The organism is Arthrobacter sp. UYEF3 (assembly GCF_040546245.1).
Taxonomy (GTDB): Bacteria; Actinomycetota; Actinomycetes; order Actinomycetales; family Micrococcaceae; genus Arthrobacter.
Genome location: NZ_JBEPNK010000003.1, coordinates 188,825 through 212,679, shown reverse-complemented (window position 1 = coordinate 212,679; position 23,855 = coordinate 188,825). Strand labels below are relative to the sequence as shown.

The window sequence follows — 23,855 nt, the reverse complement described above, 5'->3', positions numbered from 1 at the left end:
GCAAGTCGCAAAAGACCCAAGGGCGTCAGGAGCTAGACGTTAAATCTAAATTCCACCACGTCGCCGTCGGCCATGACGTATTCCTTGCCTTCGATCCGGACCTTGCCACGGGCCTTGGCCTCGGCCATGGTGCCGGCCTCCATCAGATCGTCGAAGGACACCACTTCAGCTTTAATGAAACCCCGCTGGAAATCGGAGTGGATCACGCCGGCAGCCTGCGGGGCGGTGTCTCCCTGGTGGATCGTCCAGGCGCGGGTTTCCTTGGGTCCTGCCGTCAGGTAGGTCTGCAGCCCTAGCGTGTGGAAGCCGACGCGGGCCAGCTGGTCCAGACCTGATTCGTCCTGGCCGTTCATTTCCAGCATCTCCCGAGCTTCCTCCTCATCCAGCTCGACAAGGTCCGATTCAAGCTTGGCATCGAGGAAGATGGCGTCCGCCGGGGCAACCATGGCCCGGAGTTCTACTTGCTTCTCCGGGCTGCCCAGGATGCAATCATCGGCGTTGAACACATAGATGAAGGGCTTGGCGGTCAGGAGGCTGAGCTCCTTGAGGTGCTCCATCTCCAGTTTGTCGCTCTTGACCGAGGAGAAGATGGTGTCGCCGCGTTCCAGCACGGTCTGGGCCGCCAGGATTGCTGCGAGTTCCGCGGCATCCCGCTTCTTGATCTTCACTTCTTTTTCGATGCGTGGAATGGCTTTTTCGATGGTCTGGAGGTCGGCCAGGATCAGCTCGGTGTTGATGGTCTCCATGTCCGACCGGGGATCCACCTTGCCGTCGACGTGAATGACGTCCGGGTCATCGAAAACACGGACAACCTGGACGATAGCCTCGGCCTCACGGATGTTGGCGAGGAACTTGTTGCCCAGGCCTTCGCCCTCGGAGGCGCCCTTCACGATGCCTGCGATGTCCACGAAGGACACCGGGGCAGGCAGTAGGCGCTGGGAGCCGAAGACGGCGGCCAGCTTCGCCAGCCGCGGGTCCGGCAGGTTAACGACGCCGACGTTGGGCTCGATCGTGGCGAACGGGTAGTTCGCTGCGAGCACCTGATTACGGGTCAGTGCGTTGAAGAGAGTTGATTTGCCGACGTTGGGCAGTCCGACGATGCCGATAGTAAGAGCCACGATCATTGATTCTACCGGTAAACGCGACCGTAGCACGCGGCGCCGGGGCACCCCATGCCGTCGATGGCGGTCCGGCCGCAGTGCGTCAGAAGCTAAAAGTGTCAGGGCTGCGTGCCAGAGTGAAGTCATGGACGCTTTCGCACTCATTCTTGCCCTACTGATGCTGCTGATCGGTGCCGTGGCCGGCGCCGCCTTCACCTTCGTCGTCTCCCGGCGCCGCAGCGCCGCCCTCGAGGGAGACTTCGACGGCGTCTCGGCCCGACTCTCCGAGGTCAGCGCCCAGTTCGCCGCTGCCGACGCCGAACGCCGCCTGCTCTCGGCCCAGAACCGCGAGCTGGGTGAAGCGAGGAGCCAGGACGGCAGCGTGTTGCGTGCGCTGGCGCCGGTGGCCGAGAAGCTCACCGCGGTCCAGCAGCAGGTATCCCTGCTGGAACGGGACCGGCTGGAACAGTACGGCCAGCTCGCCCAGCAGTTGCAGGAGGCCAGGCTGTCAGACGAGCAACTGCTGCGGTCGACGCACGCGCTCGAGTCGGCCCTGCGCTCCAACAGTGCGCGCGGGCAGTGGGGCGAGGTGCAGCTGCGCCGCGTGGTGGAGGCGGCCGGGATGCTCCGGCACGTGGATTTTTACGAGCAGCTGCACAGTGCCGGTTCCGAGAACACCGTCCGGCCCGACCTAGTGGTGCAGCTCCCGGGCGGAAAGCAGCTGGTGGTGGACGCCAAGGTGCCGTTGACGGCGTACCTCGAGGCGCAGGAACTTGGCACCTCCGCATGGGGCCTTGGCTCTGGCCAGAGCGCCCAGCTCAGCCAGCACTCGTTGCTGGCGAGCCACGCGAAGGCCCTGAAGGGGCACGTCGACGCGCTGAGCAACAAGAAGTACTGGGAAATCCCCGGCAATGCCCCCGAACTGGTGGTCTGTTTCCTGCCCGCGGAGTCGATCCTGGCCGCCGCCCTCACGGCGGATCCTGCGCTGCTGGACTACGCGCTGTCCAGGAACGTGGTCCTCGCGTCGCCCGGGACACTGCTGGCGGTGCTCAAGTCCGTGGCGTTCACGTGGCGGCAGGACGTGCTGACGGACAGCGCGCGGGAACTCTTCGAACTGGGACAACAGCTTTACGAACGGATGGGAACCCTGGGTGAGAACGTCTCCAAGCTGGGCTCATCGCTGAAGACTTCGGTGGACCGCTACAACTCGCTGGTCGGCACACTGGAAGCCCGGGTGCTCCCCACGGCCCGGAAACTCAATGCCCTGGACGCCTCCGGACTCGCCACCCCGGTCACGGTCGAGGCAACGCCGCGTTCGTTGGCCGCGCCGGAACTCCAGCAAGGCGCCGGTCCCCGCGACGCTGACGCTGGCCGTGAACCCGTGAGTGCCGGGGACGGCGAGGAAGAATCCGGGGAGGAGACAGCCGCCTAGGACTGTTTCGCGGGGCGTGCGCCGCGGCCGCCCAAGGCCCGGGTGACGTCCCCGGCCTGCTTCAGGGTCGCCCGGAGTTCCTTCGGCAGGGAGAACAAGAGGTCCTCTTCAGCCGTGACGACTTCCTCGACCGAGCCGTAGCCGTAGTCGGCCAGGAGCCGGAGCACGTCCTTGACCAGGACCTCCGGCACGGAGGCACCCGATGTCACGCCGACGGTGGCGACGCCTTCAAACCATGCCTCATCCACCTCGTTGGCGAAGTCCACCCGGTAGGATGCCTTGGCCCCGTATTCCAGAGCCACCTCGACGAGGCGCACCGAGTTCGAGGAGTTGGCCGACCCCACCACAATCACGAGCTCGGCCTGGGGCGAGATCTTCTTGATGGCCACCTGGCGGTTAGTGGTGGCGTAGCAGATGTCATCGCTGGGCGGGTCCTGCAGGGTGGGGAAACGCTGCTTGAGGAGGCGCACCGTCTCCATGGTTTCGTCCACGCTCAGGGTGGTCTGGGAGAGCCAGATAACTTTCTCGGGGTCGCGGACAGTCACCTTGTCCACCTCGTGCGGACCGTTAATGATCTGGATATGCTCGGGCGCCTCACCGGCGGTCCCTTCGACTTCCTCGTGACCGTCATGGCCGATCAGCAGGATGTCGAAATCGTCCTTCGCGAAGCGGACCGCCTCGCGATGCACTTTGGTGACCAGCGGGCAGGTGGCGTCGATGGTCCGCAAGCCGCGGTCCTCGGCGGATTGCACGACCGCCGGCGAGACGCCGTGGGCCGAGAAGATCACGAGGGCGCCTTCGGGAACCTCGTCGGTCTCGTCAACGAAGATCGCGCCCTTTTCCTCCAGGGAGCTCACCACATGGACGTTGTGGACGATCTGCTTGCGGACGTAGACGGGAGGCCCGTAGTGCTCCAGCGCTTTTTCCACGGCAATCACGGCACGGTCGACGCCGGCACAGTAGCCGCGAGGAGCGGCCAGCAGCACCTTCTTCGGCCCGGTCACGGGCGCCGCCGCCAGCACTTCTTCCGGCGTTCGCCGACGTCGCGGAACGGAGGGCATCGGAATGGAAACAGCGGTGGAGGTCATGCCCCAATGCTACCGGTGTTCGTTATCGCCTGACGTTTGGCGCCGGCCGTCGGGCGCCGGCGACTCGGAGGATGATTCCCCCACCCAGCAGGACAGCTCCTGCCACCAGCGCCGCCATAATCCACTGTCCGAAGCCTGCCGTCGAGGCGGCAACGAATTCGCGTTTGAAGATCTCCGCGACGTCGTTGGCGTTTCCGGTTCCCAGGACCAACCGGCTTACCGCATCAGCGCCGAATTTCCACACCGCTGCCAGGACGAGGGCGCCCACCCCGATTCCGGCGAGGACCGTCCACTTCCGCCGCGCCGCGACGAAGGCCAGGATGAAGGCGATCGCCGACCCCACGGCCACGGCTGATCCCATCGGCGCGTAGGCCGAAACACGTTCAATCAGTTGGCGCTGGTTGGCTTGCCCGATGCTGATCCTTACCTGGTCCGGCGCCTTCAGCGGCACGGGCGAAACCGCCGAGACCCGCGCGACCACCAGCCCCACCAACGGCGCCACATCCAGGGTCAGGGAGGTAGTGCCGGCCACCTCCGGCGGAAGGGTACCCGGGTCCGCGAAGCTCAGCCGGTGGCTCCGGCGCAGGGTCTCCGCCCAGGCGTCCGAGTAGCCGGGCATGGCGGTCAGGGACTGCGCGGCGTCGTCCAGGATTGGCCTGACCACAGCGGCGAGGGCGTCCGGAAGCTGCCGGCCGCCGAAGCCGATGCCGTTCACGGCGGCCGCAGCCAGCCGCTGCTGGAAGACGGGGTCCTTGCCGAGCGGCGCGGTGAGTCCGACGAACCCGTCCTCCTGGACAATGTTGCGGTCCACCCACATGGCCGGGACGGCGACGGCCGCCATGGCGAGGCCGATCAGCACAGCAACGGCCGCGACGAAAGTGCGCACGAAAGTCTCCTAGGAGGTTGGGATTAGTGCCATCCTACGGTGGCACCGCGGCCAACCGAAAAGCGGGGCCAAGCAAAACGTCCGACCATGCCGATATAGCTATGGATAGAGTTGAAGCAAATCCCCGTCACCATAAGTCTCCGTCAAAAGGACTCCACGCACATGCACCAGCCCCACTCCGCCGGCGGCTACCGGCATGTCTGAAGAGACCGCCGCAACCAGCACCCTGCCGGCCACCGCGGCAGGCACCAGCCCCGACAACCCCTGGCCGCTGCAGCTGCTCTCGCAAAACCTCAAGATCTACATCGACCGCGCCCCCGCAGCCTGGGTCGAAGGCCAGGTGATCGAGCTCAACCGGCGCGGCACCAACGCCTACCTCACACTCCGGGACGTTGACGCGGAGATCTCCCTCCCCGCGTCGGTGTGGACGAGTGTCCTGGACCGCCAGGCCACGCCGCTGCAGCGTGGCTCCCGGGTCGTGGCACTGCTCAAGGCCGAGTTCTGGCTGAAAACGGGCCGGCTGAACATGTCGGTCAAGGACATCCGGCCGGTGGGGCTCGGCGACCTGCTGGCCAGGATTGAACGGCTCCGCCAGGCGCTCGCGGCGGAGGGGCTCTTCGCCGACTCACGCAAGAAGCGCCTGCCGCTCCTCCCCCACCGGATCGGCCTGATCACCGGCCGCGACTCCGATGCCAAAAAGGACGTGCTCCGCAACGCGGCGCTGCGGTGGCCCGCCGTCGAATTTGAAATCCGCGAGGTGGCCGTCCAGGGCAACACCGCCGTGGCCCAGGTCATCGGCGCGCTGCGCGAACTGGACGCCCATCCGGAGGTGGACGTCATCGTTATCGCCCGCGGCGGCGGCGCCCTGGAGGACCTGCTCCCGTTCAGCAGCGAGGAACTCGTCCGGGCCGTGGCGGCTGCGGCCACGCCGGTCGTCAGCGCGATCGGCCATGAGGCGGACCGGCCCATTCTCGACGACGTCGCCGACCTGCGCGCTTCGACGCCCACCGACGCGGCCAAGCGGATCGTGCCCGACGTCGTCGAGGAGCTCGCCAGGGTCCGGCAGAGCCGCGACCAGCTCCGCCGCGGGGTGACCCGTCTGGTGGAGCGCGAAACGGACCGTCTCGCGTCGCTTCGCTCCCGCCCGGTGCTGGCGGCCCCGGAGGGCATGGTCGCTACCCGGCACGACGACGTCGAACGGCTCAAGGGCCGCTCGCACGCGGCCATCAACACCGCGGTGGTCCGGGCGGCGGACCACCTGGTCCACCTCAAAGCGCAGGTGCGTGCCCTGTCGCCGCAAAAGACCCTGGACCGCGGCTACGCCGTCGTCCAGCTCGACGATGGTAACCCGGGCCTGGCACACCACAAGGTGGTCCGGCACCCGGACCAGGTTCCGGCCGGCACCGGCCTGACGGTACGGGTGGCCGGCGGCGGGTTCACGGCCCAGTCCACCGGCGGCCAGGAGCCCGCCGGGGACTGAGCATCCCGCCCCGACAGTTCAAGAACTCAGACTTCCCGGTCCCGCAACGACGGGCCCCGCCGGGATCCAGACAAGGAGAACCAGCATGGCAGCAGAGAACGCGGCGACCGCCGCACCGAACAGGGACATTGACGGGCTGAGCTACGAGGAGGCCCGCGAACAGCTCGTGGGGGTGGTGGGCAGGCTGGAAGCCGGCGGCGCCAGCCTCGAGGAATCCCTCGCGTTGTGGGAGCGCGGGGAGGCCCTCGCAAAGCGCTGCGAGCAGTGGCTCGAAGGCGCCCGCAAGCGGCTCGCTGCCGCCCGGGACCAGGCAGACAAGGAAAGCTGACCGGAGAAGCCGACCCGACCGGTAAACGGGCCGGTCAGGACCGCCGCACCAGCTCGCTCTCCGTGTCGACGTCGAGGTCCGGGACCGGCCACTCAAGCGCCAGCCCTTCCAAGGCTTCAAGAAGCAATTGCTGGACGGCTATCCGGGCGTACCATTTCTTGTTCGCCGGCACCACATGCCAGGGCGCAATCTCGGAGCTCGTCTGCTCAAAGGCAGCCTGATAGGCGTCCATGTAGTCGTCCCAGAACGCCCGTTCCTTGAGGTCGTTTCCGCTGTACTTCCACCTCTTCGCGGGGTCCTCCAGCCGGGCGAGCAGCCGTTCCTGCTGCTCATCACGGCTCAGGTGCAGCATGACTTTGACGATTTTCGCTCCGGCCGACGCCTGCCGGGCTTCGAACTCATTGATGGCCCGGTAGCGGTGCTCCAGCTCCGCGGCGTCCGCCCAGCGGTGCACGCGGTGGATCAGGACATCCTCATAGTGCGAGCGGTCGAAGACCCCCACCATGCCGGCCGCCGGAACTTCCTTTTCGATCCGCCAGAGGAAGTCGTAAGACTGCTCCTCCGGGGTGGGCGCCTTGAACGACTTCAGCTGTACGCCCTGCGGGTCCATCTGGCCCATGACGTGTTTGACGATGCCGCCCTTGCCCGCGGTGTCCATGGCCTGCAGGACAAGCAGTACGCGCTTCTTACCGCCAGTCCTGGACTCCGCGAAGAGTTGCTCCTGCAATCGGGTCAGTTTGCTGTCCTGATCGCTGAGCAATTCCTTTCCGGCAGCCTTGTCGCCCGCGTAGCCCGGCGTGGCCCCCGGATCGACCTTCTCAAGGCTGAACTTCTTCCCCGCCTTCAGGGTTTCGGAGGGTTGCTTATCGAACTTCACGACATCTGCCATCAAAGCCTCTTTCCGGTTCGGGCGCCCGGCCGTCCGATCCGCCCCGCAGCGCTACTGTCCCGAAGCCTAGTTGCCCTGGTACCGGCTCAGGAAGTCCCCCATCCGGTTGATCGCCTCTTCCAGGTCCTTGACGTTCGGCAGGGTCACCATCCGGAAATGGTCCGGCCGCACCCAGTTGAACGCACGGCCGTGGGAGACGAGGATCTTCTGCTGACGCAGCAGGTCCAGGACGAACTTCTCGTCGTCGCGGATGTGGTAGACCTCGGGGTCAAGCCGCGGGAAGAGGTACATCGCCCCGCGGGCCTGCTGCGTACTGACGCCCGGGATGGCGTTCAGCATGTCATAGGCCTTGTTCCGCTGCTCCAGCAGCCTGCCGCCCGGCAGGATCAGATCGTTGATGCTCTGGTAGCCGCCCAGGGCTGTCTGGATCGCGTGCTGGGCCGGGACGTTGGCGCACAGGCGCATATTCGCCAGCAGGTTGATGCCTTCGAGGTAGTCCGCGGCCTCCTTCTTCGGACCCGAGATGGCCATCCAGCCGGCCCGGAAGCCGCACACCCGGTAGGCTTTGGAGAGCCCGCTGAAGGTCAGGCACAGCACGTCATCGCCGGTGAGGCTGGCCACGTTCACGTGCACGGCATCCTCGTACAGGATTTTCTCGTAAATTTCGTCGGCGAACAGCACCAGACCGTGCTTTTCGGCTAGGGCCACGATTTTCTTGAGCGTTTCCTCGGGGTAGACGGCGCCGGTGGGGTTGTTGGGGTTGATCACCACGATGCCCTTGGTGCGCGGCGTGATCTTCGCTTCGAGGTCGTCCAGGTCAGGCTGCCAGCCGGAGTCCTCGTCGCACAGATAGTGCACCGGACGGCCGCCGGCCAGGGCCACGGAGGCCGTCCAAAGCGGGTAGTCCGGGGTGGGAATCAGGACCTCGTCGCCGTCGTCCAGCAGCGCCATCAGCGACATCGTAATGAGCTCACTGACACCGTTGCCAAGGTAGATGTCATCGACGTGGATGTTCTGGATCCCGCGGGTCTGGTAGTACTGCGAGACGGCGGTGCGGGCGGAGAAAATACCGCGGGAATCGCTGTAGCCCTGGGCGTGGGGCAGGTGGCGGATCATATCCACCAAAATCGCGTCCGGCGCTTCAAAGCCAAACGGTGCCGGGTTACCGATGTTCAGTTTGAGGATCCGGTGCCCCTCCGCCTCCATCTGCTGGGCGGCCTGAAGAATAGGTCCACGGATGTCGTAGAGGACATTATGAAGCTTGGTGGACTGCTTGAATTCTGCCATTCATCAAATATGCCATATGGCGGATGTACTTCCGCTGTGAGACGTGTCTCACAGCGGAAGCCCGCGTTCTTCGACTTACTTGACCAGACCCTTGTCCTTGAGCCACGCGGCCGCGGCGTCCTTCGGGTTCTGCTTCTGGCTGCCTCCGACCGCTCGGTTGAGGTTGATCAGATCATCGGTGGTGAGCAGCTTGGAGACGGCGTTGAGGGCCTCCTTGGCTTTATCCGTCATCTTGGCCTTGTTGTACAGCGGCAGGACCTGCTGGGCGATGAAGTTGTTCTTCGGGTCCTCCAGCACCACCAGGTCGTTGTCCGCGATGGCCGGAGTGGTTGTGTAGATGTCGGCGACCTGGACCTGGTCCGTGAGCAAAGCCTTGACCGTGATGGGGCCGCCGCCGTCGCTGAAGGGCTCCAGCTTCTTGGGCACGCAGTTGTAGTTCTTCTTCAGGCCCGGCAGGCCGTAGGCGCGTTCGGCGAAGGTGGCGGGCGCGCCGACCACGATTTCGCTGCAGACCTTGGCCAGGTCCTCGATGGACTTCAGCTTGTACTTCTCCGCGGTGGCCTTGGTAACCACCATGGCGTCCTTGTCCTCGGCCTTCGCAGCGTCCAGCACGGCCAGTCCGTCGGGAAGCTTGCCCGGCAGCGCCTTTGCAATGTCGGCGGCGGAGACCTCGGTGGCGTCCTTGTTGACGTGCAGCAGCAGGTTTCCGCTGTAGTCGGGGACCACATCGACCGAGCCGTCCTGGACTGCCTTGAAGTAGACCTCGCGGGATCCGATGTTCGGTTTGGTGCTCGCCGTGACGCCGGCGGCGTTGAGCGCCCCGGCGTAGACCTCGGCGATGATCTGGCTCTCGGTGAAGTCGGCGGACCCGATCACGAGGGCCCCGCCGGCCCCGCCGGAGGAGCCGCCGCTGGCAGGAGCCGAGGACAGCGGGTTGGACGAGCCGCCGCAGGCGGACAGGGCCACGGCCAAGCCGACGCCGGCGGCCAGGCTGCCGAATGCGCGCCTGCCCAATACTCGTTGGCGGTTTTCCTTCATGACGTACCTCCTTGAACAACAGACTCCGCGGTCGCGGGGTCTGTGAGATCAACCGTGGCCTGCTGGCTCCGGTTTGGTGTGAGGGCGGTCCCCCGGGACAGGAAGAGCCGCTGGAACAGCACAAGCAAAAGGTCGACGGCGATCGCGAGCCCGGCGATGAGCAGCGAGCCGCCGAGCATCTGCGGGAAATCGGACAGGACAAGGCCGTCGAAGAGGTAGCGGCCCAAGCCGCCCAGGTTGATGTACGCGACGACCGACACGGTGGCGATCACCTGGAGGACTCCGGTGCGGAACCCGCCGAACATGACCGGGAGCGCATTGGGGAACTCGGCGCGGAAGAGGACCTGGAGTTCGGTCATGCCCATGGCCCGGGCCGCGTCCACGACGTTCCGGTCCACGCTGGAGATTCCGGCGTAGGTTCCGGCCAGCAGCGGCGGCACGGTTAGGATCACGAGCGCCCAGACCGGCGGCATCAGCCCGATCCCCACCAGCAGGACGAAGAGCGTCAGCAGGCCGAGGGTCGGTAATGCCCGCAGGGCGCCGGCGAGGGCCACCACGGCAACCCGGCCCCGCCCGGTGTGCCCCACGAAGAGCCCGATCGGGACCGCGATGGCTGTTGCAATGAGCATCACCAGGCCCGTGTACTGCAGGTGCTCGGCGATTCGCATCGGGATTCCGGTGCTGCCGGTCCAGTGCGTGGGGTCGGCCAGCCAGGCGATGGTGTCGGTGAAGACGTTGCTCATGGGGACGCCCCTGCCGCGGCGTCCGACTTCAGGCGGGCCGCGGCCGGCTCTTCGGCCTCGCCGGACTTCCCTGTGCCGGCCCGGGTCCAGGGTGTCAGGAGCCGCTCCAGCAGCACCAGAACCGCGTCCATCAGGAGCGCCAGCACCAGGATGGCGATGATGCCCACCAGCACTTCGGTCACAAAGTCGCGTTGGAGCCCCGAGGTGAACAACATTCCGAGGTTGCCGATGCCGAGCAGGGCGGCGACGCTGACCAGGGAGATGTTGCTAACCGAGACCACCCGGAGGCCGGCGAACAGCACGGGCAGGGACAGCGGCAGGTCGATCTGCAGGAAGCGGGCCAGGGGTTTGAAGCCCATGGCGACGGCGGCCTGTTCGAGGTCGTGGTCGACCGAGTCAAAGGCATCCAGGGCGGCCCGTACCAGGAGCGCGACGGCGTAGATGGTCAGCGCCACCACCACGTTGACGGGGTCCAGGATCCTGGTGCCCAGGACCGTAGGAAGGATGATGAAGAGCGCCAGCGAAGGAACCGTGTACAGCAGCGAGGAAGCAGTCAGGATCACTGTGCGCAGGGTCCGGTTCTGCCTGGCAAGCTGGGCCAGCGGGATGGAAATCAGCAGGCCAAACAGCATTGGCAAAAGTGCCAGAACGAGGTGCTGGCCCGCGAGGCCGAAGACCTGCCCGCTGTTGGCCAGGAACCACTCCATCAGAGCGCGCCCTGCCGGACCCGGCGGGCCGCTTCAATCACGGCGAGCACCTCTTCGGCGGTGATCACACCAGCCACCCGGCCCTCCGCATCGACGGCAACGCCGAGTCCGGAAGGCGAGGACAAGGCCGCGTCCAGCGCACGGCGGAGTGTTTCGCCTTCGTGGAAGAGCGAGCCGCCCGGGACTTTGTTGGGGCTCGCGCCAGGTGCGCTCCAGCCAAGCGGCCGACTATCCGCGTCGGCGACCAACTGCCACTCGTCCGCCCGGGGGCCGCCGTCGCGGTCGAGTTCAGCGAGGGTGACGGTGCTCACCGGGTGGATCGTGACGCCGTCCGACGGGCTGAACGCCAGGTGCCGGAAACCACGGTCTCGGCCCACGAAGGCAGCAACGAAGTCGTTGGCCGGGGCGCGCAGGATTTCTTCCGGAGCAGCGTACTGTGCCAGCTTCCCGCCGCCGGCGAAGACCGCAACCTTGTCCCCCAGCACGGTCGCCTCGTCAATGTCGTGGGTAACAAAGACGATGGTCTTGGCCAGGTCGCGCTGCAGGCGGAGCAGTTCCTTCTGCAGTTCGTCGCGCACCACGGGATCCACCGCGCTGAACGGCTCGTCCATGAGCAGCACGGGCGGGTCCGCTGCCAGGGCCCGGGCCACGCCCACGCGCTGCTGCTGGCCGCCGGAAAGTTGTGAGGGGTAGCGCCGGCCGAGCCCGGAGGCGAGGCCGACGACGTCGAGCAGCTCCTGCGCCCGCTGGCGGGACGCCGCCCTGGACACGCCGTTGAGCCTGGGGACGGTTGCGATGTTGTCCAGCACGGACCGGTGGGGCATCAGCCCGGAGGACTGCATCACGTAGCCCATGGAACGGCGCAGCTGCGCCGCCGGAACGGAGGTGACATCCTGCCCATCAACAGTGATGGTGCCCGACGTCGGTTCTACCATCCGGTTGATCATCCGCAGGGAGGTGGTCTTGCCGCAGCCCGAGGGTCCCACGAACACTGTGATGGCGCCCTTGTCGATGGACATGGTCAGATCGTCGACCGCGGCCTGACCGCCCTGGTACTGCTTGGTGACGCTCTGGAACTCGATCATGGCCTCTGCCATTCCGGGCTTACCTATCTGTTGGCGGCAACAAGGGACGGTCCAGCCAGCTGATCATATGCATGCTGATTTTTGGCTGTAAAGCAGGTAGCCCCCAGCCTAACGGCCGACGCTGACGAAGCGGCGGCCCGAATCGAAAAAACGGACCAGATAATTGTCAGCATAGTGTCAGGCGGGCGGCGCCCCCATCGGCATTCGGCACCCGGGTTTCGGTTGGGAGCCGCAAACCAACGCCGCCGGCTCAGGAGAGTTTGCCGTCCAGCGGCCGCTCGCGGTGGAGCCGGAGGGCGGCGTCCACGAGCGAGACGCGGTTCAGGCCCGCCACCTCCGCCAGCGGGATCCAGGCCGCATGGGTGGTGCTGCCGCCTACCTCGTGCCGCAGATCCCCGCCGGTGATACTCGCCTCATAGACCAGCCGCAGGGACTGGAAGTCGCGTTGCCCGCCGTCGAGCCGGGCTTCGGCCGGCCAGTGCCCGACGTCGACGCCGAGCAGTGCGCCGATCTCGGCCTGGTAGCCGGTCTCCTCGTAGATCTCGCGCCGGCAGCCGTCCACCGGATGCTCGGCGAGGTCTAGGCCGCCGCCGGGCAGTGTCCAGCCCTCGCGGCCGCCTTGCTTCCAGTAGGCCAGCAGGAGGGAGTCGTCCCGGATGATGATGCCGTAGGCGGCCGGGCGGGTGTCGAAAAGCAGGGTCATTGATCCAGCGTAGCGGCGCGGCACGGGCCCGGAGCGATCTGTGGCTCTCTCCTGGCCGCTTACTCCTGCTCGGCCACGAGCTGGAGCACGCCAAAGACCGGCTCCTGCTGTAGTACCCGGACATCCGTGATCCCGGCGGCGGCCAGTGCGCCGCGGAACGCTGCCTGCAGCCGAGCCACGTTCATGCCGAGCCCGCTGCCCAGGATGACGGGCCCCTCGATGCCGAGCTGCCTGACCGTCTGTTCGGCCAGACCGGCGAGGTCCCGGCCGGCCTGTTCGATCAGCGCCCGGCTCGGTGCGTGGCCGGCGTCGGCGGCCTCTACGACGAGCCGGGCGCGCTGGGCCCAGAAGCGTCGTCCGGTGTCGGGTGAATGGAACAGTGCGATCAGCTTGTTCGGGTGGTCCACGCCGCAGGAGTCCAGCAAGGCCCGCGTCAGGTCATCGCGCTGCAGTCCTTGGTTCATCCGGCGCAGGCTGTGGCGCACGGCCTCCCGGCCCAGCCAGTAGCCGCTGCCTTCGTCGCCGAGCAGGTAGCCCCAGCCCCCGGCGCGGGCTTCCTCGCCGCGGCTGTTCCTGCCCCACGCGGCGGATCCCGTCCCCGCGATCACTGCCACCCCGGTGCTGGCTCCGCCGGCGGCCAGCAGGAGGCGGGAGTCGTGGACGACTGTGATTTTGGCGCCCGGCGCGTGCGGGGCGATCAGGGCGGCGAGCGCCGCGGCGTCGTCGTCGGTGTCGATGCCGCCGGCTCCGGCGTACACCTGGGCGATAGTTCCCCCGCCGATCCGGGCGAAGAGTTCCGCCAAATGGAGGGCGGCTGCCTCGGGCGTGACGTTCTGGACGTTGGCGCTGCCCACTGATTCGTCCGCCACCGGAGTGCCGTTCTGGAACCGGACCCCGCGGGTCTTGGTTCCCCCGATGTCGAGCCCGATCACGGCGCCGGCAGCGGTGGAGGAGCCGGCGTCCGCCGAGGTCGGGATGTCAGAATGAGTCACCGGACCAGACTACTGAACCGGCGAGAGGAGCGAGCCATGGCGGAGGACATTTTCGGCGTACGGATTGTCGCTGCGCCGATGGCCGGCGGGACCTCCACGCCGGCCCTCGTAACAGCAGTGCATGCGGCCGGCGGCCTCGGCTTCCTGGCCGCGGGCTACAAGGGCGTGGCGGCCATGCAGGCCGAAATCCGCACCGTCCGGGAGTCCGGCGTGCGGTTCGGCGTGAATGTGTTTGTCCCGGATCTGGCCCGGCTGGCGGCGTCCGCTGCCGCTCGGGAGGTATTGGAGGAGTACCGGCTGGAGCTAAGTGCCGATGCCCTGCGCTACGGTGTGGAGCTCCCGCCGCCGCGGCTCGATGACGACGACGAATGGCAGGGCAAGATCGATGCCCTGCTGGCAGATCCGGTGGAACTGGTCAGTTTTACCTTCGGGCTGCCCGGTCCCGACATCGTCCGAGCCCTGCAGCGGGGCGGGTCTGCGGTGCTCGCCACGGTGACCTCCGCCGCCGAGGCGCGGCGGGCAGACGATCTGGGCGTGGATGCCCTGGTGGTGCAGCATGGGTGCGCCGGGGGCCACAGCGCCGCGTTCCTGCCGGGTTCCGCCGTTCCGGCCACAACGGCGGAGCTGATCGCGGCAGTGCGTTCCGCCGTCATGCTCCCGCTCGCGGCGGCCGGGGGGATCATGGACACCGCTGGGGTTGACCGGGTGCTGGCCGCGGGGGCGCAGGCCGCCCAACTGGGCACGGCATTTCTCCGCACAAACGAGAGCGGGGCCCGGCAGTTGCACAAGGACGCGCTGGCCAGCCCGCACTTCACCCGGACCGCGCTCACGAGGGCGTTCACCGGACGGTCGGCCCGGGCACTGGTCAACGAATTTGTCCGGGACCACCCGGACGCACCGGACGCCTACCCGGCTGTGCACCACCTCACGGCCCCGCTGCGCGCGGCCGCTGCGGCAGCCGGGGATCCGGAGCGGCTGAACCTTTGGGCCGGCACCGGATGGCAGCAGGCGCGGGCCGGTTCGGTAGCGAAAGTACTGGCAGGCTTGCTGGGCTGATGGGCCCGCGGTTTCAGGCTCAGTTGCCGGAGCGGACGCGGACAAGGCCGGCCAGCAGGGCAGGTCCCTCGCTCAGTACCAGCTCTCGGAACAGCCGCACCGGGTCCGGTTCGGCGTCCGCTCCCCCGCGCCGCTCCCGCCAGGCCAGACCGATTTCCCGGAATGCCAGGCCGGAATCCAGAGCGAGTTCCACCCAGCCGAGGTCGCCCGCCTGCCCGGCGGGGTGGCGCCCGGGGGCCTGCCCGCCGGGTGGCAGGATGCTCAGTCCGAGCCCTGCCGAGACGAGTCCCCGGGCCGTGTGGGAGTCCTGGCTTTCGAAGGCGATGCGCGGCCGGAAGCCCGCTTCGCGGAACAGCGCGTCCGTCAGGGAGCGCATGCCGTAGCCGGGGCCCATCGCCACGAAGGGATCCTGCCGGATCTCCGCGAGGCGGGCGCGCCGACGCCGGGCGACCGGGTGTCGGTGGTGGACGACCAGCCTCAGCGGTTCCCGGTACAGGGCCGCCGAGGAAATCAGCCGGCCCGGCGCCGCGATGGGGGCGGTCAACGCCAGGTCCGCGTCGCCGGCTGCCAGTTCAGCCAGGCAGCCGTCCCGCGAGCCCTGGCTGAGGTTGAACTCGGTTTGCGGATGCCGCTGCCGGAAGGCACTGATCAGCAGGGGCAGCACCGCCTCGCCGAAGGTGTGCTGGAAGGACACTGCGATTCGTCCGCGCACCACCTCGGCTTCGTGCCGGACCAGGCCCAGTCCGGCCTGGAATTCGGCCAGTGCGGCGTCGACATGCGGCAGAAGGACCTTGGCGGCGGCCGTCAGCCGGACGCCCCGGCCGTCGCGGACCAGCAGTTCGGTGCCCACGACCGCACTGGCCCGCGCGATCGCCCGGCTCACCGTGGACTGCGGGAGGCCCAGCGCGTCGGCCGTCGCGGTGATGTGCTGGCTGCGGCCGAGTTCGGCGAGCAAGGGCAGCTATAGCCAAGGCCTACGCTGGTTCCATGCCCCGTCCCTCCCCCGCCCGCTCCCCTCGCAACCGCCACCGGCCGGCCCCTGCTCCCTGGGCCGGCCACGCCAAGGGTTCAGCGGCCTACCGCCGGATCCTCACGGGTCTGGCGTTTGCCGGCGTCGCAACCTTTGCCCAGCTCTATTCCACCCAGGCCGTGTTGCCGCTGATCGCCCGCGAGCTCCAGGTGACGGCAGCCGAGGCGGCACTGACCGTCTCGCTGGCCACCGTGGGCCTGGCCATGACGGTCATTCCGTGGTCCTTCCTGGCCGACCGCATCGGACGGGTGCGGGCCATGGCGTGGGGCATCTCGGCCGCCACCGTCCTGGGGCTGCTGACCCCGCTGGCGCCGAACTTTCCGGTCCTGCTGGGCCTCCGCACGCTGGAGGGCATGGCACTGGGGGGCATCCCGGCTATCGCCATCGCGTACCTCAACGAGGAAGTCAACAAGGCCCACGCCGCCCTAGCGGCGGGCACCTACGTCGCGGGCACCACTCTCGGCGGGCTGGCGGGCCGGCTGGTGGCCGGCCCGGTCGGCGAGTTGTGGGGTTGGCGGGCCGCAGCGCTGGCCGTCTCGGTCATGGCGACGGTGGCCGCCGTCCTGTTCCTGGTCCTGGTGCCGCCGGCACGGAATTTCAGTCCTGCTGCTGCTGCCGGATTCCGTGGCGCCCTCTCCACGCTGGCCGCCCACTGCCGGAACCCACGGTTGCTGGCCATCTACGTCCAGGCGTTCCTGCTGATGGGCGGCTTCGTGGCGGTGTACAACTTCCTCGGCTTCCGGCTGTCCGGCGAGCCTTTCAGCCTGCCGGCCACGCTCATCAGCCTGATCTTTCTGGCCTATCTGTCCGGCACCGTCTCCGCGCGCTGGGCCGCCGGGCTGACACTGCGCTTCGGGCGGCGCAACGTTCTGGTGACGGGCACGGCCCTCATGGTCGCCGGTCTCGCGCTGACCCTTACCCAGTTCCTGGTCCTGATCCTGGCCGGCCTGCTGCTCTTTACCGGCGGCTTCTTCGCGGCCCACAGCATCGGCTCCGGCTGGACCGGGGTGATCGCAAGCACCGGCCGGGCCCAGGCAGCCTCGCTATACAACCTCGCCTACTACCTTGGCTCCAGCGTCATCGGTTGGGCCGGCGGCCTGCTCTTTCAGTCTCTCGGCTGGACTGCCCTGGCCCTGGCAGTGATGGGGCTGGCCTGCACGACGGCGGTGATCACCGTCGTCGTGCATCCCGCCGGATCAGGGGACGCCGCCGTTCGGAATGCAGCCACGGCGGCAGTGCGTTAGCGGGTCGCCTCGAGGGCCTGCACCAGGTCCGCCAGGATGTCCGCCGGATCCTCCAGGCCCACGGAGACCCGCAGCAGGCCGGCGTGCGGCTTGGCCTCCGCGGCCACCGGCCGGTGGGTCAGCCCGGCGGGGTGCTGGATGAGCGTATCGACGCCGCCCAGCGAGACGGCGTGCGTGATCATGCTGACGGCCGCCGGGACGCGCTGGGCGTGCTCGGCGCTGGCCAGCTCAAACGCCAGCAGCGAACCGGGCCCCGCCATCTGCGATCCGATCAGGCTCCACGGATCACATTCCGGCAGGCCCGGGTAATAGACCCGCCGGATCAGCTCGTGCTCCGACAGGGCGGCCGCGACCTTCTCCGCACCGGCCTGCTGTGCCCGGACCCGGACCGGCAGTGTGGCGATTCCGCGGTGCAGCAGGTAGGCGGGCCAGGGCGTGAGGATGCCGCCGGTAATGGCCCGGATCTGCCGCAGCCGGACGGCCCACTCGGGGGACACAGCCACGACGCCGCCCATGGCATCGCCGTGGCCGCCAAAAAATTTGGTGGCGCTGTGCAGCACCAGGGCCGCGCCGTGCCGGTAGGGCTGCTGGAGCACCGGGGTGGCGAAGGTGTTGTCCACCAGCAGCGGCACGCCGTCCGCGGCGGCCACCACGGCGGAAATGTCCGTGAGCTCCAGGGTAGGGTTGGCCGGCGTCTCCAGGACGACGAGTCCGGTGTCGGCGCGCAGGGCCGCCCGCACGCCGTCGGGCGTGGTGAAAGTGACTTCGGTGCCGAGCACTCCGGAGGCCAGGAGGTGGTCGCTGCCGCCGTACAGCGGCCGGACCGCCACCACGTGCCTCTTCCCGGTGCCGACGACGGCCAGCAGCACAGCGCTCAGGGCTGCCATGCCGGTGGCGAACGCCACTGCCTCGGGAGCGTCCTCGAGCAGGGCGACGCCTTCTTCGAAACGGGCCACGGTCGGGTTCCAGAGCCGCTGGTAGACCGTACTCTGTCCGTCCAAATGCGGACCGCCGGTGGCCATCTGCTCGTAGGCTAGGCCGCCGTCGTGGACCGAAGGCAGCGGTGCCGTGGTGGAGAGATCGATCGGAACGGCGTGGACGCCGAGCTCCGTGAGGCCGTTCCGGCCGGCGTGGACCGCCAGCGAGTCTTGAGAAAGCACCGTACTCCTTATGAATATTCGCCATTGAATGCTGAAAGTATCTGGCAATAATTCGGAGTTTTGAAGAGCTTACGAATAGAACTGTCAGATTGTGGTGTTTATGATGAACTCACACCACATCGAGGAGGATCCGTGAGCAGCACCACGAAGAATGTTCGGCCGGGAGCGGGCACCGGCGAACCTTTGGACGCCATTGACGAGCGACTGCTGGCCGCTCTGGTGGCGGACGCCAGGATCTCCAACAAGCAACTGGCCGAGCTCGTGGGGATTGCCCCGTCCACGGCCCTCATGCGCACCCGGGCCCTGTCCGAGCGCGGGATCATCGAGGGCTTCGAGGCCAAACTCAGCCTCGCCGCGGTGGGACGATCAGTGCAGGCGCTGATCGCCGTCCGGCTGCGGGCGCACGACCGCGAACAGATCGACCGCTTCACCGCGCGGGTCCCCAAGCTGCCCGCCGTGCTGTCCACCTTCCACACCTCAGGGTCGGTGGATTACCTGCTGCACATTGCCGTCGCCACCACGGAGGACCTGCGCGACTGGGTGTTGGACAATTTGGCGACCGATCCCGTGGTGGGCCACACCGAGACCACCCTGGTATTCGACCACATCCAGGGCAACCACGGCCCCCTGCCGGATTAACCCCGCGCGTTGCGAAGCGTGACGGCTGCCAGGCCGAGGGCAACGACGGCGCACAACACGACGAAGGCCGCCACGGCCGCCTGCAGGCCGAAGACGCCGGCCGCCAGCCCCAGCCCGATCACCGGGAAGGCGCTGCCGAGGTAGGTGATCACGTAGACCGTGCTGATGATCTGGGCGTGGCGGGCCGCCTCCACCTTTCCGGCGACGTCGTTGAAGACCGTCCGGAAGGAGACCCCCTGGCCCAGGCCGGCGGTGATGCTGGCGGCGATCAACAGCCAGGGGCTGCTCCACGCCGCGGCTGCCGCGATCAGCAGCACTGAGGCGGAGAGCAGCGACAGCCCGATGGGCACCACGAAACGCCCGCGCACCGCCAGCAGCTGGCTCAGCGCCGAGGCCGCCAGTGTCAGTCCGGCGAGCAGCCCGATCAGCGGCCGCGAGTTCGCATGGACAATCTGGGCGAAATAGCCGGGAGCCAGCGAGAGGCAGAAGCCAAAGACCGCAAAACTGAGGAACCCCACGGCCGACGCCAGCCAGAACGCGCCCCGCGCCTCGCTCGATACGGAGGGGCGCCGGGGTGCGAGGACCTTCAGCGGTTGCCGGCCCGCGACCGACGTAATGGCAGGCCGGGCCTTAAGCAAGTAGAGCGGCACCAGCAGGGCAATCAGGACAACCGAGTGCAGGTAGTACGGCGTGGAGGTCGGCCCGGGGAGCACGGAAAGAACCCCGCCGATCGCCGGGCCGGCCGCCACCCCGCCGGAGGATGCCAGCAGCGTGAACCGCGAGGCCCACTCGGGCCGGCTGGGCAGCAGCTCACGCAGGGCGGCGGAACTTGCGCCGGTGGCCAGCGCCACCGCGGCGCCCTGCAACGCCCGACCGGTTGACAGTGCAAGCAGGCTGTCCGCATTGGCAAAGACAATGCCGCCGGCGAGGCCCACCAGCACGGCCAGGACCAGGGCCGCGCGCCGGCCGATGTGGTCCGACCAGTGCCCGGCGAGGATCAGGGTGGCCACGAGCGCGAGGACGTAGGCGGAGAAGACCACGGTGACGTCCAGGGCAGTGATGCCTAGCTTGGCCTGCAGCAACGGATATAGCGGGGTCGCGAGGTTGGCGCCGACCAGCAGGGTGAAGATGACGACGCCAGCCATCACCAGCCGTGCGGTGACGGAAGCATCCCAGCCCCAGCGTTCTGCCGCGGCCGGGCGCATGCGAAGTTCGCTAAAGACTGTCATGGCGGCGCCCCTGCATTGAAGCGGGCCGCACGTTCTCCCTGTGGGGAGGCGCCGGCCCGGTGAAGTTCGATATCTACAGAGTGCGGCAATCATGAACTTTCGGGATAAGTTTTGTGTCAAAATTGAGCAAAACCATCAATCACTGTCGCCTAGCATGAACCGGAGTGATGATTTGAACAGTCTGGACCCTACCGATTTGAAGATTCTGCTCGAACTGATCAAGGACCCGCGGATCCAGATCGGCGAGCTCGGCGACGCCCTGGGGATCGCGAGGAACACCGCCCAGACCCGCGTCCGGCGGATGCTGCGCTCCGGCCTGTTGCACGACGGCGGCCGGGAAATCGATCTGGAGGCTGTGGGGTACGACGTCGTCGCCTTCGTTACGATCGAGGTGAACCACCGTGAACTCGACGGCGTCGTGGGCGCACTGCGCCTGATCCCCCAGGTCCTGGAGGTTCACGAGATTTCCGGCCGCGGCGATGTCTGGTGCCGGGTGGTGGCGACCGACACGCACAACCTCCAGGCCGCCCTGCGGTCCATCCTGAGGATCAAGGGCGTCATCCGGACCGAAACCGTGCTGGCCCTGCACACCCACATCCCGTACCGCACCGAGCCGCTCATCAGCAGGCTGGCCCAAGGCAGCGCGCTGGCGCCCGGGCGGTCCGCGTCGCGCCATGCAGGGTCCGCGGAACGCCAGCCAAACACGGGATAATGTCCCAGTGACTATCATTGATAACGCCGTTTACGTTGACGGCATCCGCCGTGCCGAGCCGAGCAGTCTTGAACAGACCTTCGAGACCCTGACCGAACTCGGCGGCATGGCCTGGATCGGCCTGTACCGGCCGACGGAAGAAGAAATGGCCGCCGTCGCGGCCGAGTTTGGACTGCACCGTCTGGCGGTGGAGGATGCGATTTCCGCGCACCAGCGCGCCAAGCTGGAGCGCTACGACGACAACCTGTTCACCGTCCTCCGTCCGGCCCGGTACCTGGACGAGTCGGAGACCGTGGAATTCGGCGAACTGCACGTCTTCACGGGCCGGAATTTTGTGGTGACTGTTCGGCATGCCGAGACGGGCGTTGTCGGCCAGGTCCGGCACCGCCTGGAGGGCCGCCCGGACCTGCTGTGCCACGGCCCCGAAGCGGTCCTCTACGCCCTCCTGGACCAGGTAGTGGATGACTATCTCCCCGTGGTGGCCGGACTGGAGAACGACATCGACGAGATCGAGGACCAGCTCTTCAGCGGGGACGCGCTGGTTTCCCGGCGCATCTACGACCTCGCACGCGAGGTCATCCATTTCCAGCGTGCTATCCATCCGTTGCCGGCCATGATGCAGCAGCTGCGTCGCGGCTTCGAGAAATACCACGTGGACACGGAACTGCAGCACAGTCTCCGCGACGTCGAGGACCACGTAGAGCGGCTGATCTCCCGCGCCGATTCGTTCCGCGACCTGCTGCAGAATGCGCTCACCCTGGACGGCACACTGACGGCCAACCGTCAGAACGAGGCCAGCGCGGAACAAAATGAGCAGGTCAAGAAGATTTCATCATGGGCGGCCATCTTCTTCGCGCCCTCCTTTGTGGCCGGGGTATACGGGATGAACTTCGTCCGGATGCCGGAACTACAGTGGACCTTCGGCTACCCGATGGCGATCGGCATGATGGCCGGCACCGCGACGATCATGTATGCCATTTTCAAGCGGAAGGGCTGGCTCTAACCGGGCTGCAGAGTTGGGCTAGGGCGTTGGGCTAAGGCGTTGAGCGGCGGTTGCGGGCCTGGGCCACGAGCCGGACGAACGCTAGAACGAAGCCGGTCTCGATCAATCCCATGAGAGCCAGCCAGAGCCATTGCCCGTGGCCGATGAAGTAGATCGCCCCGAGCAGGACCAGCACTGTGCCGAGTGCGAGGGCGTACACAGCGAAGCCGACGGCCACGCGCGCGCTGCGTACCCCCGTGCGGAAGCCGAAGCCGTGGGGCTCACCGCCGGGAACGCCGCTGACACGGTCCGGCGAGGCCGGTTCGAGCCGGTCGAATTCCTCCCACGGGTCACCTTCGTGTTCCCGGCGCTGTTCGGACATGCTCCTATTATCCCGCCTTTTATCCCGCGTTACCGCAGTTTTCGGCTCAGGCCGCGTGCTGCGCGACCTCGCCGCGACCGGCGCCCGCCGCCCCGAAGATGAGCCGGCGGGTGGCGATCTTCTCGGTGAAGAAACGGTCGTGGCTGACCACGACGACGGCGCCGGGGAAATGCAGCAGCGCCCGTTCCATCATCTGGGTGCTGGAGAGGTCCAGATGGTTGGTCGGTTCGTCGAGCAGCAGGGCCGAGGCGCCGGAGAGCAAGCACTGCGCCATGGCCACGCGGGCCTTTTGGCCGCCGGAGAGGTTGCCGATTTTCTGCTTGAGGTCCGCCTCGGAGAACTGGAACATGGCGAGGAAACGGTTGACGGACTTCTTCGTGGCGCTGAAGGCGAGGCTGTCCGGCAGGGCGTTGACCGCGTGGGACACCGTATCGCCGTCGTCGAGGTCCTCCAGCATCCGGTTGTACGAAACGAAACCGGGGCCCTTGGCCCAGACCACGCCGCCGGAATCGGCGCACTCCTCGCCGGTCAGCACTTTCAGCAGTGTGGATTTTCCGCTGCCGTTGGCGCCGAGCACCGCGATCCGGTTGCCCTTGCGGATTTCGAAACTCAAATCGTCGAACAGCAGTTTGTCGCCGTAGGACTTGCCCAGCCCCTCCACCCGGCACAGGACGTCCTTTACGTGCAGTCCGCCGTAGATCTCGGTGACGATCTGGTCCACCGGCCGGGGTGTCCGGGATTTCTTGATCTTGGCGAGCTGGTTGCCCAGTCCGCGGCCCGCGGCTTTGGCCGCTTCACGGCGGTCCGCGATCCCCTCGGCCTCAAACGCCAGCAGTTCGGCTTCGTGCACGAACTGCTGCTCAAGGGTCTTGAGCCGGAACTGTTTCTGGACCACGTATTCGCCGAAGTTTCCGGGGTATTCGTGCAGGTGGAAGTTTTCCACCTCGATGATCCTGGTGACGACCGCATCGAGGAACTTCCGATCGTGCGAGACGATCACGGCGGCACCCTTGAAGTCGCGGAACCAGCTTTCCAGCCATTCGACGCCGGCCACGTCCAGGAAGTTGGTGGGCTCATCGAGCAGGAGGACGTCCGGCCCCTCGAGCAGGATCTTGGCCAGTGCGGCGCGGTTGCGCCAGCCGCCGGACAGCGCGTCGATCGCGCAGTGGCGGTGGGGCTCATCGAACCCCAGGGTGGTCAGCACCGTATCGATGCGGCGGGGGTAGTCCCAGCCGTCGAGCCGGTCCATGTCCTCGAACAGTCCGGCCTGGCGTCCGATCAGGCGGTCCAGTTCCTCGGCCGCGGGATTCTCCGCAATGGCCGCGTCAATCGCGGCTAGCTCGGCCTCGACGGCCTTGATCTCGCCGAACAGCCCGTCAAGGACCTCGGTGATGGTGGATTCGCCGTTCAGCTCGGAGAACTGGGAGAAGTAGCCCACCCTGGTCCCGAGCTCCACGCTGACCGTGCCGGTGTCCGGAGCCACCTGGTCCAGGATCAGCTTCAGGATGGTGGTCTTGCCGGACCCGTTCTTGCCGATCAGGCCCACCCTGTCCCCGGGCTCGAGCCGGAAGAACGCTTCCCGAAGGATCTGGGTGTTGTCGAAGCGGACGCTGACGTCATGCAGCCGGATCAGGCTCATAAATGCTGTCCTCTCAGGGGTTGG

General features: G+C 67.3%; 24 protein-coding genes. 8 read left to right on the top strand and 16 right to left on the bottom strand.

The annotated features are described in order from the left end of the window. Positions 1–32: 32 nt before the first annotated feature. Positions 33–1,118, bottom strand: a complete 1,086-nt coding sequence (gene ychF / locus ABIB14_RS03570) for a redox-regulated ATPase YchF (protein WP_354234123.1) — start codon at positions 1,116–1,118, stop codon at positions 33–35. A 127-nt stretch (positions 1,119–1,245) separates the two neighbouring features. Here ychF and ABIB14_RS03565 point away from each other — a divergent pair, with 127 nt between their 5' ends. After that, positions 1,246–2,532, top strand: a complete 1,287-nt coding sequence (locus ABIB14_RS03565; RefSeq protein ID WP_354234122.1) for a DNA recombination protein RmuC — start codon at positions 1,246–1,248, stop codon at positions 2,530–2,532. On the opposite strand, the gene ABIB14_RS03560 is transcribed toward ABIB14_RS03565, so the two are convergent. Continuing rightward, positions 2,529–3,620, bottom strand: coding sequence for a 4-hydroxy-3-methylbut-2-enyl diphosphate reductase (locus ABIB14_RS03560; protein WP_354234121.1), 1,092 nt, complete (start codon positions 3,618–3,620; stop codon positions 2,529–2,531). The genes ABIB14_RS03565 and ABIB14_RS03560 overlap by 4 nt on opposite strands. 22 nt (positions 3,621–3,642) lie before the next feature. Next, on the bottom strand, positions 3,643–4,506 hold the full coding sequence (locus ABIB14_RS03555; RefSeq protein WP_354234120.1) for a hypothetical protein: 864 nt from the start codon (positions 4,504–4,506) through the stop codon (positions 3,643–3,645). A 196-nt stretch (positions 4,507–4,702) separates the two neighbouring features. On the opposite strand from ABIB14_RS03555, the gene xseA reads away from it, so the two are divergent. Continuing rightward, a complete protein-coding gene (xseA, locus tag ABIB14_RS03550) occupies positions 4,703–5,986 on the top strand; it encodes an exodeoxyribonuclease VII large subunit (protein ID WP_354234119.1) in 1,284 nt (427 codons plus the stop codon). Between the two features lie 85 nt (positions 5,987–6,071). Further along, positions 6,072–6,314: an exodeoxyribonuclease VII small subunit gene (locus ABIB14_RS03545; protein ID WP_354234118.1), complete on the top strand. Its 243-nt coding sequence runs from the start codon at positions 6,072–6,074 to the stop codon at positions 6,312–6,314. Positions 6,315–6,348: 34 nt separating this feature from the next. Here the strand turns inward: ABIB14_RS03545 and ABIB14_RS03540 are convergent, their stop codons facing one another. The 8 genes from ABIB14_RS03540 to ABIB14_RS03505 all read right to left on the bottom strand — a co-directional run bounded on the left by ABIB14_RS03540 (position 6,349) and on the right by ABIB14_RS03505 (position 13,758). Further along, entirely contained in the window at positions 6,349–7,203 is an 855-nt protein-coding gene (locus tag ABIB14_RS03540) for a PPK2 family polyphosphate kinase (RefSeq protein WP_354234117.1), read from the bottom strand. A 66-nt stretch (positions 7,204–7,269) separates the two neighbouring features. Then, entirely contained in the window at positions 7,270–8,490 is a 1,221-nt protein-coding gene (locus ABIB14_RS03535; RefSeq protein WP_354234116.1) for a pyridoxal phosphate-dependent aminotransferase, read from the bottom strand. 75 nt (positions 8,491–8,565) lie between these two features. After that, the gene (locus tag ABIB14_RS03530) at positions 8,566–9,528 is read right to left on the bottom strand and encodes an ABC transporter substrate-binding protein (RefSeq protein WP_354234115.1); all 963 of its coding nucleotides are present in this window, start codon (positions 9,526–9,528) and stop codon (positions 8,566–8,568) included. Beyond that, the gene (locus tag ABIB14_RS03525; protein WP_354234113.1) at positions 9,525–10,271 is read right to left on the bottom strand and encodes an ABC transporter permease; all 747 of its coding nucleotides are present in this window, start codon (positions 10,269–10,271) and stop codon (positions 9,525–9,527) included. The genes ABIB14_RS03530 and ABIB14_RS03525 overlap by 4 nt, the downstream gene beginning before the upstream one ends. After that, positions 10,268–10,978 carry an ABC transporter permease gene (locus tag ABIB14_RS03520; protein WP_354234111.1) on the bottom strand — a complete coding sequence of 237 codons (711 nt, stop codon included), beginning with the start codon at positions 10,976–10,978 and terminating at the stop codon, positions 10,268–10,270. Before ABIB14_RS03520 ends, ABIB14_RS03525 begins: the two co-directional genes overlap by 4 nt. Further along, positions 10,978–12,075 carry an ABC transporter ATP-binding protein gene (locus ABIB14_RS03515; RefSeq protein ID WP_354234110.1) on the bottom strand — a complete coding sequence of 366 codons (1,098 nt, stop codon included), beginning with the start codon at positions 12,073–12,075 and terminating at the stop codon, positions 10,978–10,980. The genes ABIB14_RS03520 and ABIB14_RS03515 overlap by 1 nt, the downstream gene beginning before the upstream one ends. Before the next feature lie 238 nt (positions 12,076–12,313). Beyond that, positions 12,314–12,766: an NUDIX hydrolase gene (locus ABIB14_RS03510; RefSeq protein ID WP_354234108.1), complete on the bottom strand. Its 453-nt coding sequence runs from the start codon at positions 12,764–12,766 to the stop codon at positions 12,314–12,316. 59 nt (positions 12,767–12,825) lie between these two features. Further along, on the bottom strand, positions 12,826–13,758 hold the full coding sequence (locus ABIB14_RS03505; protein WP_354234107.1) for an N-acetylglucosamine kinase: 933 nt from the start codon (positions 13,756–13,758) through the stop codon (positions 12,826–12,828). Positions 13,759–13,794: 36 nt separating this feature from the next. Between ABIB14_RS03505 and ABIB14_RS03500 the strand changes: the two genes are divergently transcribed. Beyond that, on the top strand, positions 13,795–14,814 hold the full coding sequence (locus ABIB14_RS03500) for a nitronate monooxygenase (RefSeq protein WP_354234105.1): 1,020 nt from the start codon (positions 13,795–13,797) through the stop codon (positions 14,812–14,814). Positions 14,815–14,833: 19 nt separating this feature from the next. Here ABIB14_RS03500 and ABIB14_RS03495 read toward each other — a convergent pair whose 3' ends face one another. Continuing rightward, positions 14,834–15,775 (bottom strand): LysR substrate-binding domain-containing protein, encoded by a 942-nt coding sequence (locus tag ABIB14_RS03495; protein ID WP_354234149.1) that lies wholly within the window; start codon positions 15,773–15,775, stop codon positions 14,834–14,836. A 26-nt stretch (positions 15,776–15,801) separates the two neighbouring features. On the opposite strand from ABIB14_RS03495, the gene ABIB14_RS03490 reads away from it, so the two are divergent. Further along, on the top strand, positions 15,802–17,088 hold the full coding sequence (locus tag ABIB14_RS03490; protein ID WP_354234104.1) for an MFS transporter: 1,287 nt from the start codon (positions 15,802–15,804) through the stop codon (positions 17,086–17,088). On the opposite strand, the gene ABIB14_RS03485 is transcribed toward ABIB14_RS03490, so the two are convergent. Continuing rightward, positions 17,085–18,248, bottom strand: a complete 1,164-nt coding sequence (locus ABIB14_RS03485) for a trans-sulfuration enzyme family protein (RefSeq protein WP_354234102.1) — start codon at positions 18,246–18,248, stop codon at positions 17,085–17,087. The genes ABIB14_RS03490 and ABIB14_RS03485 overlap by 4 nt on opposite strands. Positions 18,249–18,380: 132 nt before the next feature. Between ABIB14_RS03485 and ABIB14_RS03480 the strand changes: the two genes are divergently transcribed. After that, positions 18,381–18,887, top strand: coding sequence for an Lrp/AsnC family transcriptional regulator (locus ABIB14_RS03480; RefSeq protein WP_354234101.1), 507 nt, complete (start codon positions 18,381–18,383; stop codon positions 18,885–18,887). Here ABIB14_RS03480 and ABIB14_RS03475 read toward each other — a convergent pair. Next, positions 18,884–20,116 (bottom strand): MFS transporter, encoded by a 1,233-nt coding sequence (locus tag ABIB14_RS03475; RefSeq protein WP_354234099.1) that lies wholly within the window; start codon positions 20,114–20,116, stop codon positions 18,884–18,886. The two genes, ABIB14_RS03480 and ABIB14_RS03475, sit on opposite strands and share 4 nt — an antisense overlap. A 154-nt stretch (positions 20,117–20,270) precedes the next feature. Here ABIB14_RS03475 and ABIB14_RS03470 point away from each other — a divergent pair, with 154 nt between their 5' ends. Both ABIB14_RS03470 and corA read left to right on the top strand, forming a co-directional pair. Next, the gene (locus ABIB14_RS03470; protein ID WP_354234097.1) at positions 20,271–20,828 is read left to right on the top strand and encodes an Lrp/AsnC family transcriptional regulator; all 558 of its coding nucleotides are present in this window, start codon (positions 20,271–20,273) and stop codon (positions 20,826–20,828) included. 7 nt (positions 20,829–20,835) lie between these two features. After that, on the top strand, positions 20,836–21,831 hold the full coding sequence (gene corA / locus ABIB14_RS03465) for a magnesium/cobalt transporter CorA (protein WP_354234096.1): 996 nt from the start codon (positions 20,836–20,838) through the stop codon (positions 21,829–21,831). A 31-nt stretch (positions 21,832–21,862) separates the two neighbouring features. Here corA and ABIB14_RS03460 read toward each other — a convergent pair whose 3' ends face one another. Both ABIB14_RS03460 and ABIB14_RS03455 read right to left on the bottom strand, forming a co-directional pair. Then, the gene (locus ABIB14_RS03460) at positions 21,863–22,192 is read right to left on the bottom strand and encodes a hypothetical protein (protein WP_354234094.1); all 330 of its coding nucleotides are present in this window, start codon (positions 22,190–22,192) and stop codon (positions 21,863–21,865) included. Between the two features lie 46 nt (positions 22,193–22,238). Next, the gene (locus ABIB14_RS03455) at positions 22,239–23,831 is read right to left on the bottom strand and encodes an ABC-F family ATP-binding cassette domain-containing protein (RefSeq protein WP_354234093.1); all 1,593 of its coding nucleotides are present in this window, start codon (positions 23,829–23,831) and stop codon (positions 22,239–22,241) included. Positions 23,832–23,855 lie beyond the last annotated feature (24 nt).

Excerpts from the sequence above, each read along its gene's own strand:
- ABIB14_RS03565 (WP_354234122.1), top strand. The coding sequence starts at position 1,246 with ATGGACGCTTTCGCACTCATTCTTGCCCTACTGATGCTGCTGATCGGT.
- ABIB14_RS03560 (WP_354234121.1), bottom strand. The coding sequence starts at position 3,620 with ATGACCTCCACCGCTGTTTCCATTCCGATGCCCTCCGTTCCGCGACGT.
- xseA (WP_354234119.1), top strand. The coding sequence starts at position 4,703 with ATGTCTGAAGAGACCGCCGCAACCAGCACCCTGCCGGCCACCGCGGCA.
- ABIB14_RS03545 (WP_354234118.1), top strand. The coding sequence starts at position 6,072 with ATGGCAGCAGAGAACGCGGCGACCGCCGCACCGAACAGGGACATTGAC.
- ABIB14_RS03540 (WP_354234117.1), bottom strand. The coding sequence starts at position 7,203 with ATGGCAGATGTCGTGAAGTTCGATAAGCAACCCTCCGAAACCCTGAAG.
- ABIB14_RS03535 (WP_354234116.1), bottom strand. The coding sequence starts at position 8,490 with ATGGCAGAATTCAAGCAGTCCACCAAGCTTCATAATGTCCTCTACGAC.
- ABIB14_RS03530 (WP_354234115.1), bottom strand. The coding sequence starts at position 9,528 with ATGAAGGAAAACCGCCAACGAGTATTGGGCAGGCGCGCATTCGGCAGC.
- ABIB14_RS03525 (WP_354234113.1), bottom strand. The coding sequence starts at position 10,271 with ATGAGCAACGTCTTCACCGACACCATCGCCTGGCTGGCCGACCCCACG.
- ABIB14_RS03520 (WP_354234111.1), bottom strand. The coding sequence starts at position 10,978 with ATGGAGTGGTTCCTGGCCAACAGCGGGCAGGTCTTCGGCCTCGCGGGC.
- ABIB14_RS03515 (WP_354234110.1), bottom strand. The coding sequence starts at position 12,075 with ATGGCAGAGGCCATGATCGAGTTCCAGAGCGTCACCAAGCAGTACCAG.
- ABIB14_RS03510 (WP_354234108.1), bottom strand. The coding sequence starts at position 12,766 with ATGACCCTGCTTTTCGACACCCGCCCGGCCGCCTACGGCATCATCATC.
- ABIB14_RS03500 (WP_354234105.1), top strand. The coding sequence starts at position 13,795 with ATGGCGGAGGACATTTTCGGCGTACGGATTGTCGCTGCGCCGATGGCC.
- ABIB14_RS03490 (WP_354234104.1), top strand. The coding sequence starts at position 15,802 with ATGCCCCGTCCCTCCCCCGCCCGCTCCCCTCGCAACCGCCACCGGCCG.
- ABIB14_RS03475 (WP_354234099.1), bottom strand. The coding sequence starts at position 20,116 with ATGACAGTCTTTAGCGAACTTCGCATGCGCCCGGCCGCGGCAGAACGC.
- ABIB14_RS03470 (WP_354234097.1), top strand. The coding sequence starts at position 20,271 with ATGAACCGGAGTGATGATTTGAACAGTCTGGACCCTACCGATTTGAAG.
- ABIB14_RS03460 (WP_354234094.1), bottom strand. The coding sequence starts at position 22,192 with ATGTCCGAACAGCGCCGGGAACACGAAGGTGACCCGTGGGAGGAATTC.
- ABIB14_RS03455 (WP_354234093.1), bottom strand. The coding sequence starts at position 23,831 with ATGAGCCTGATCCGGCTGCATGACGTCAGCGTCCGCTTCGACAACACC.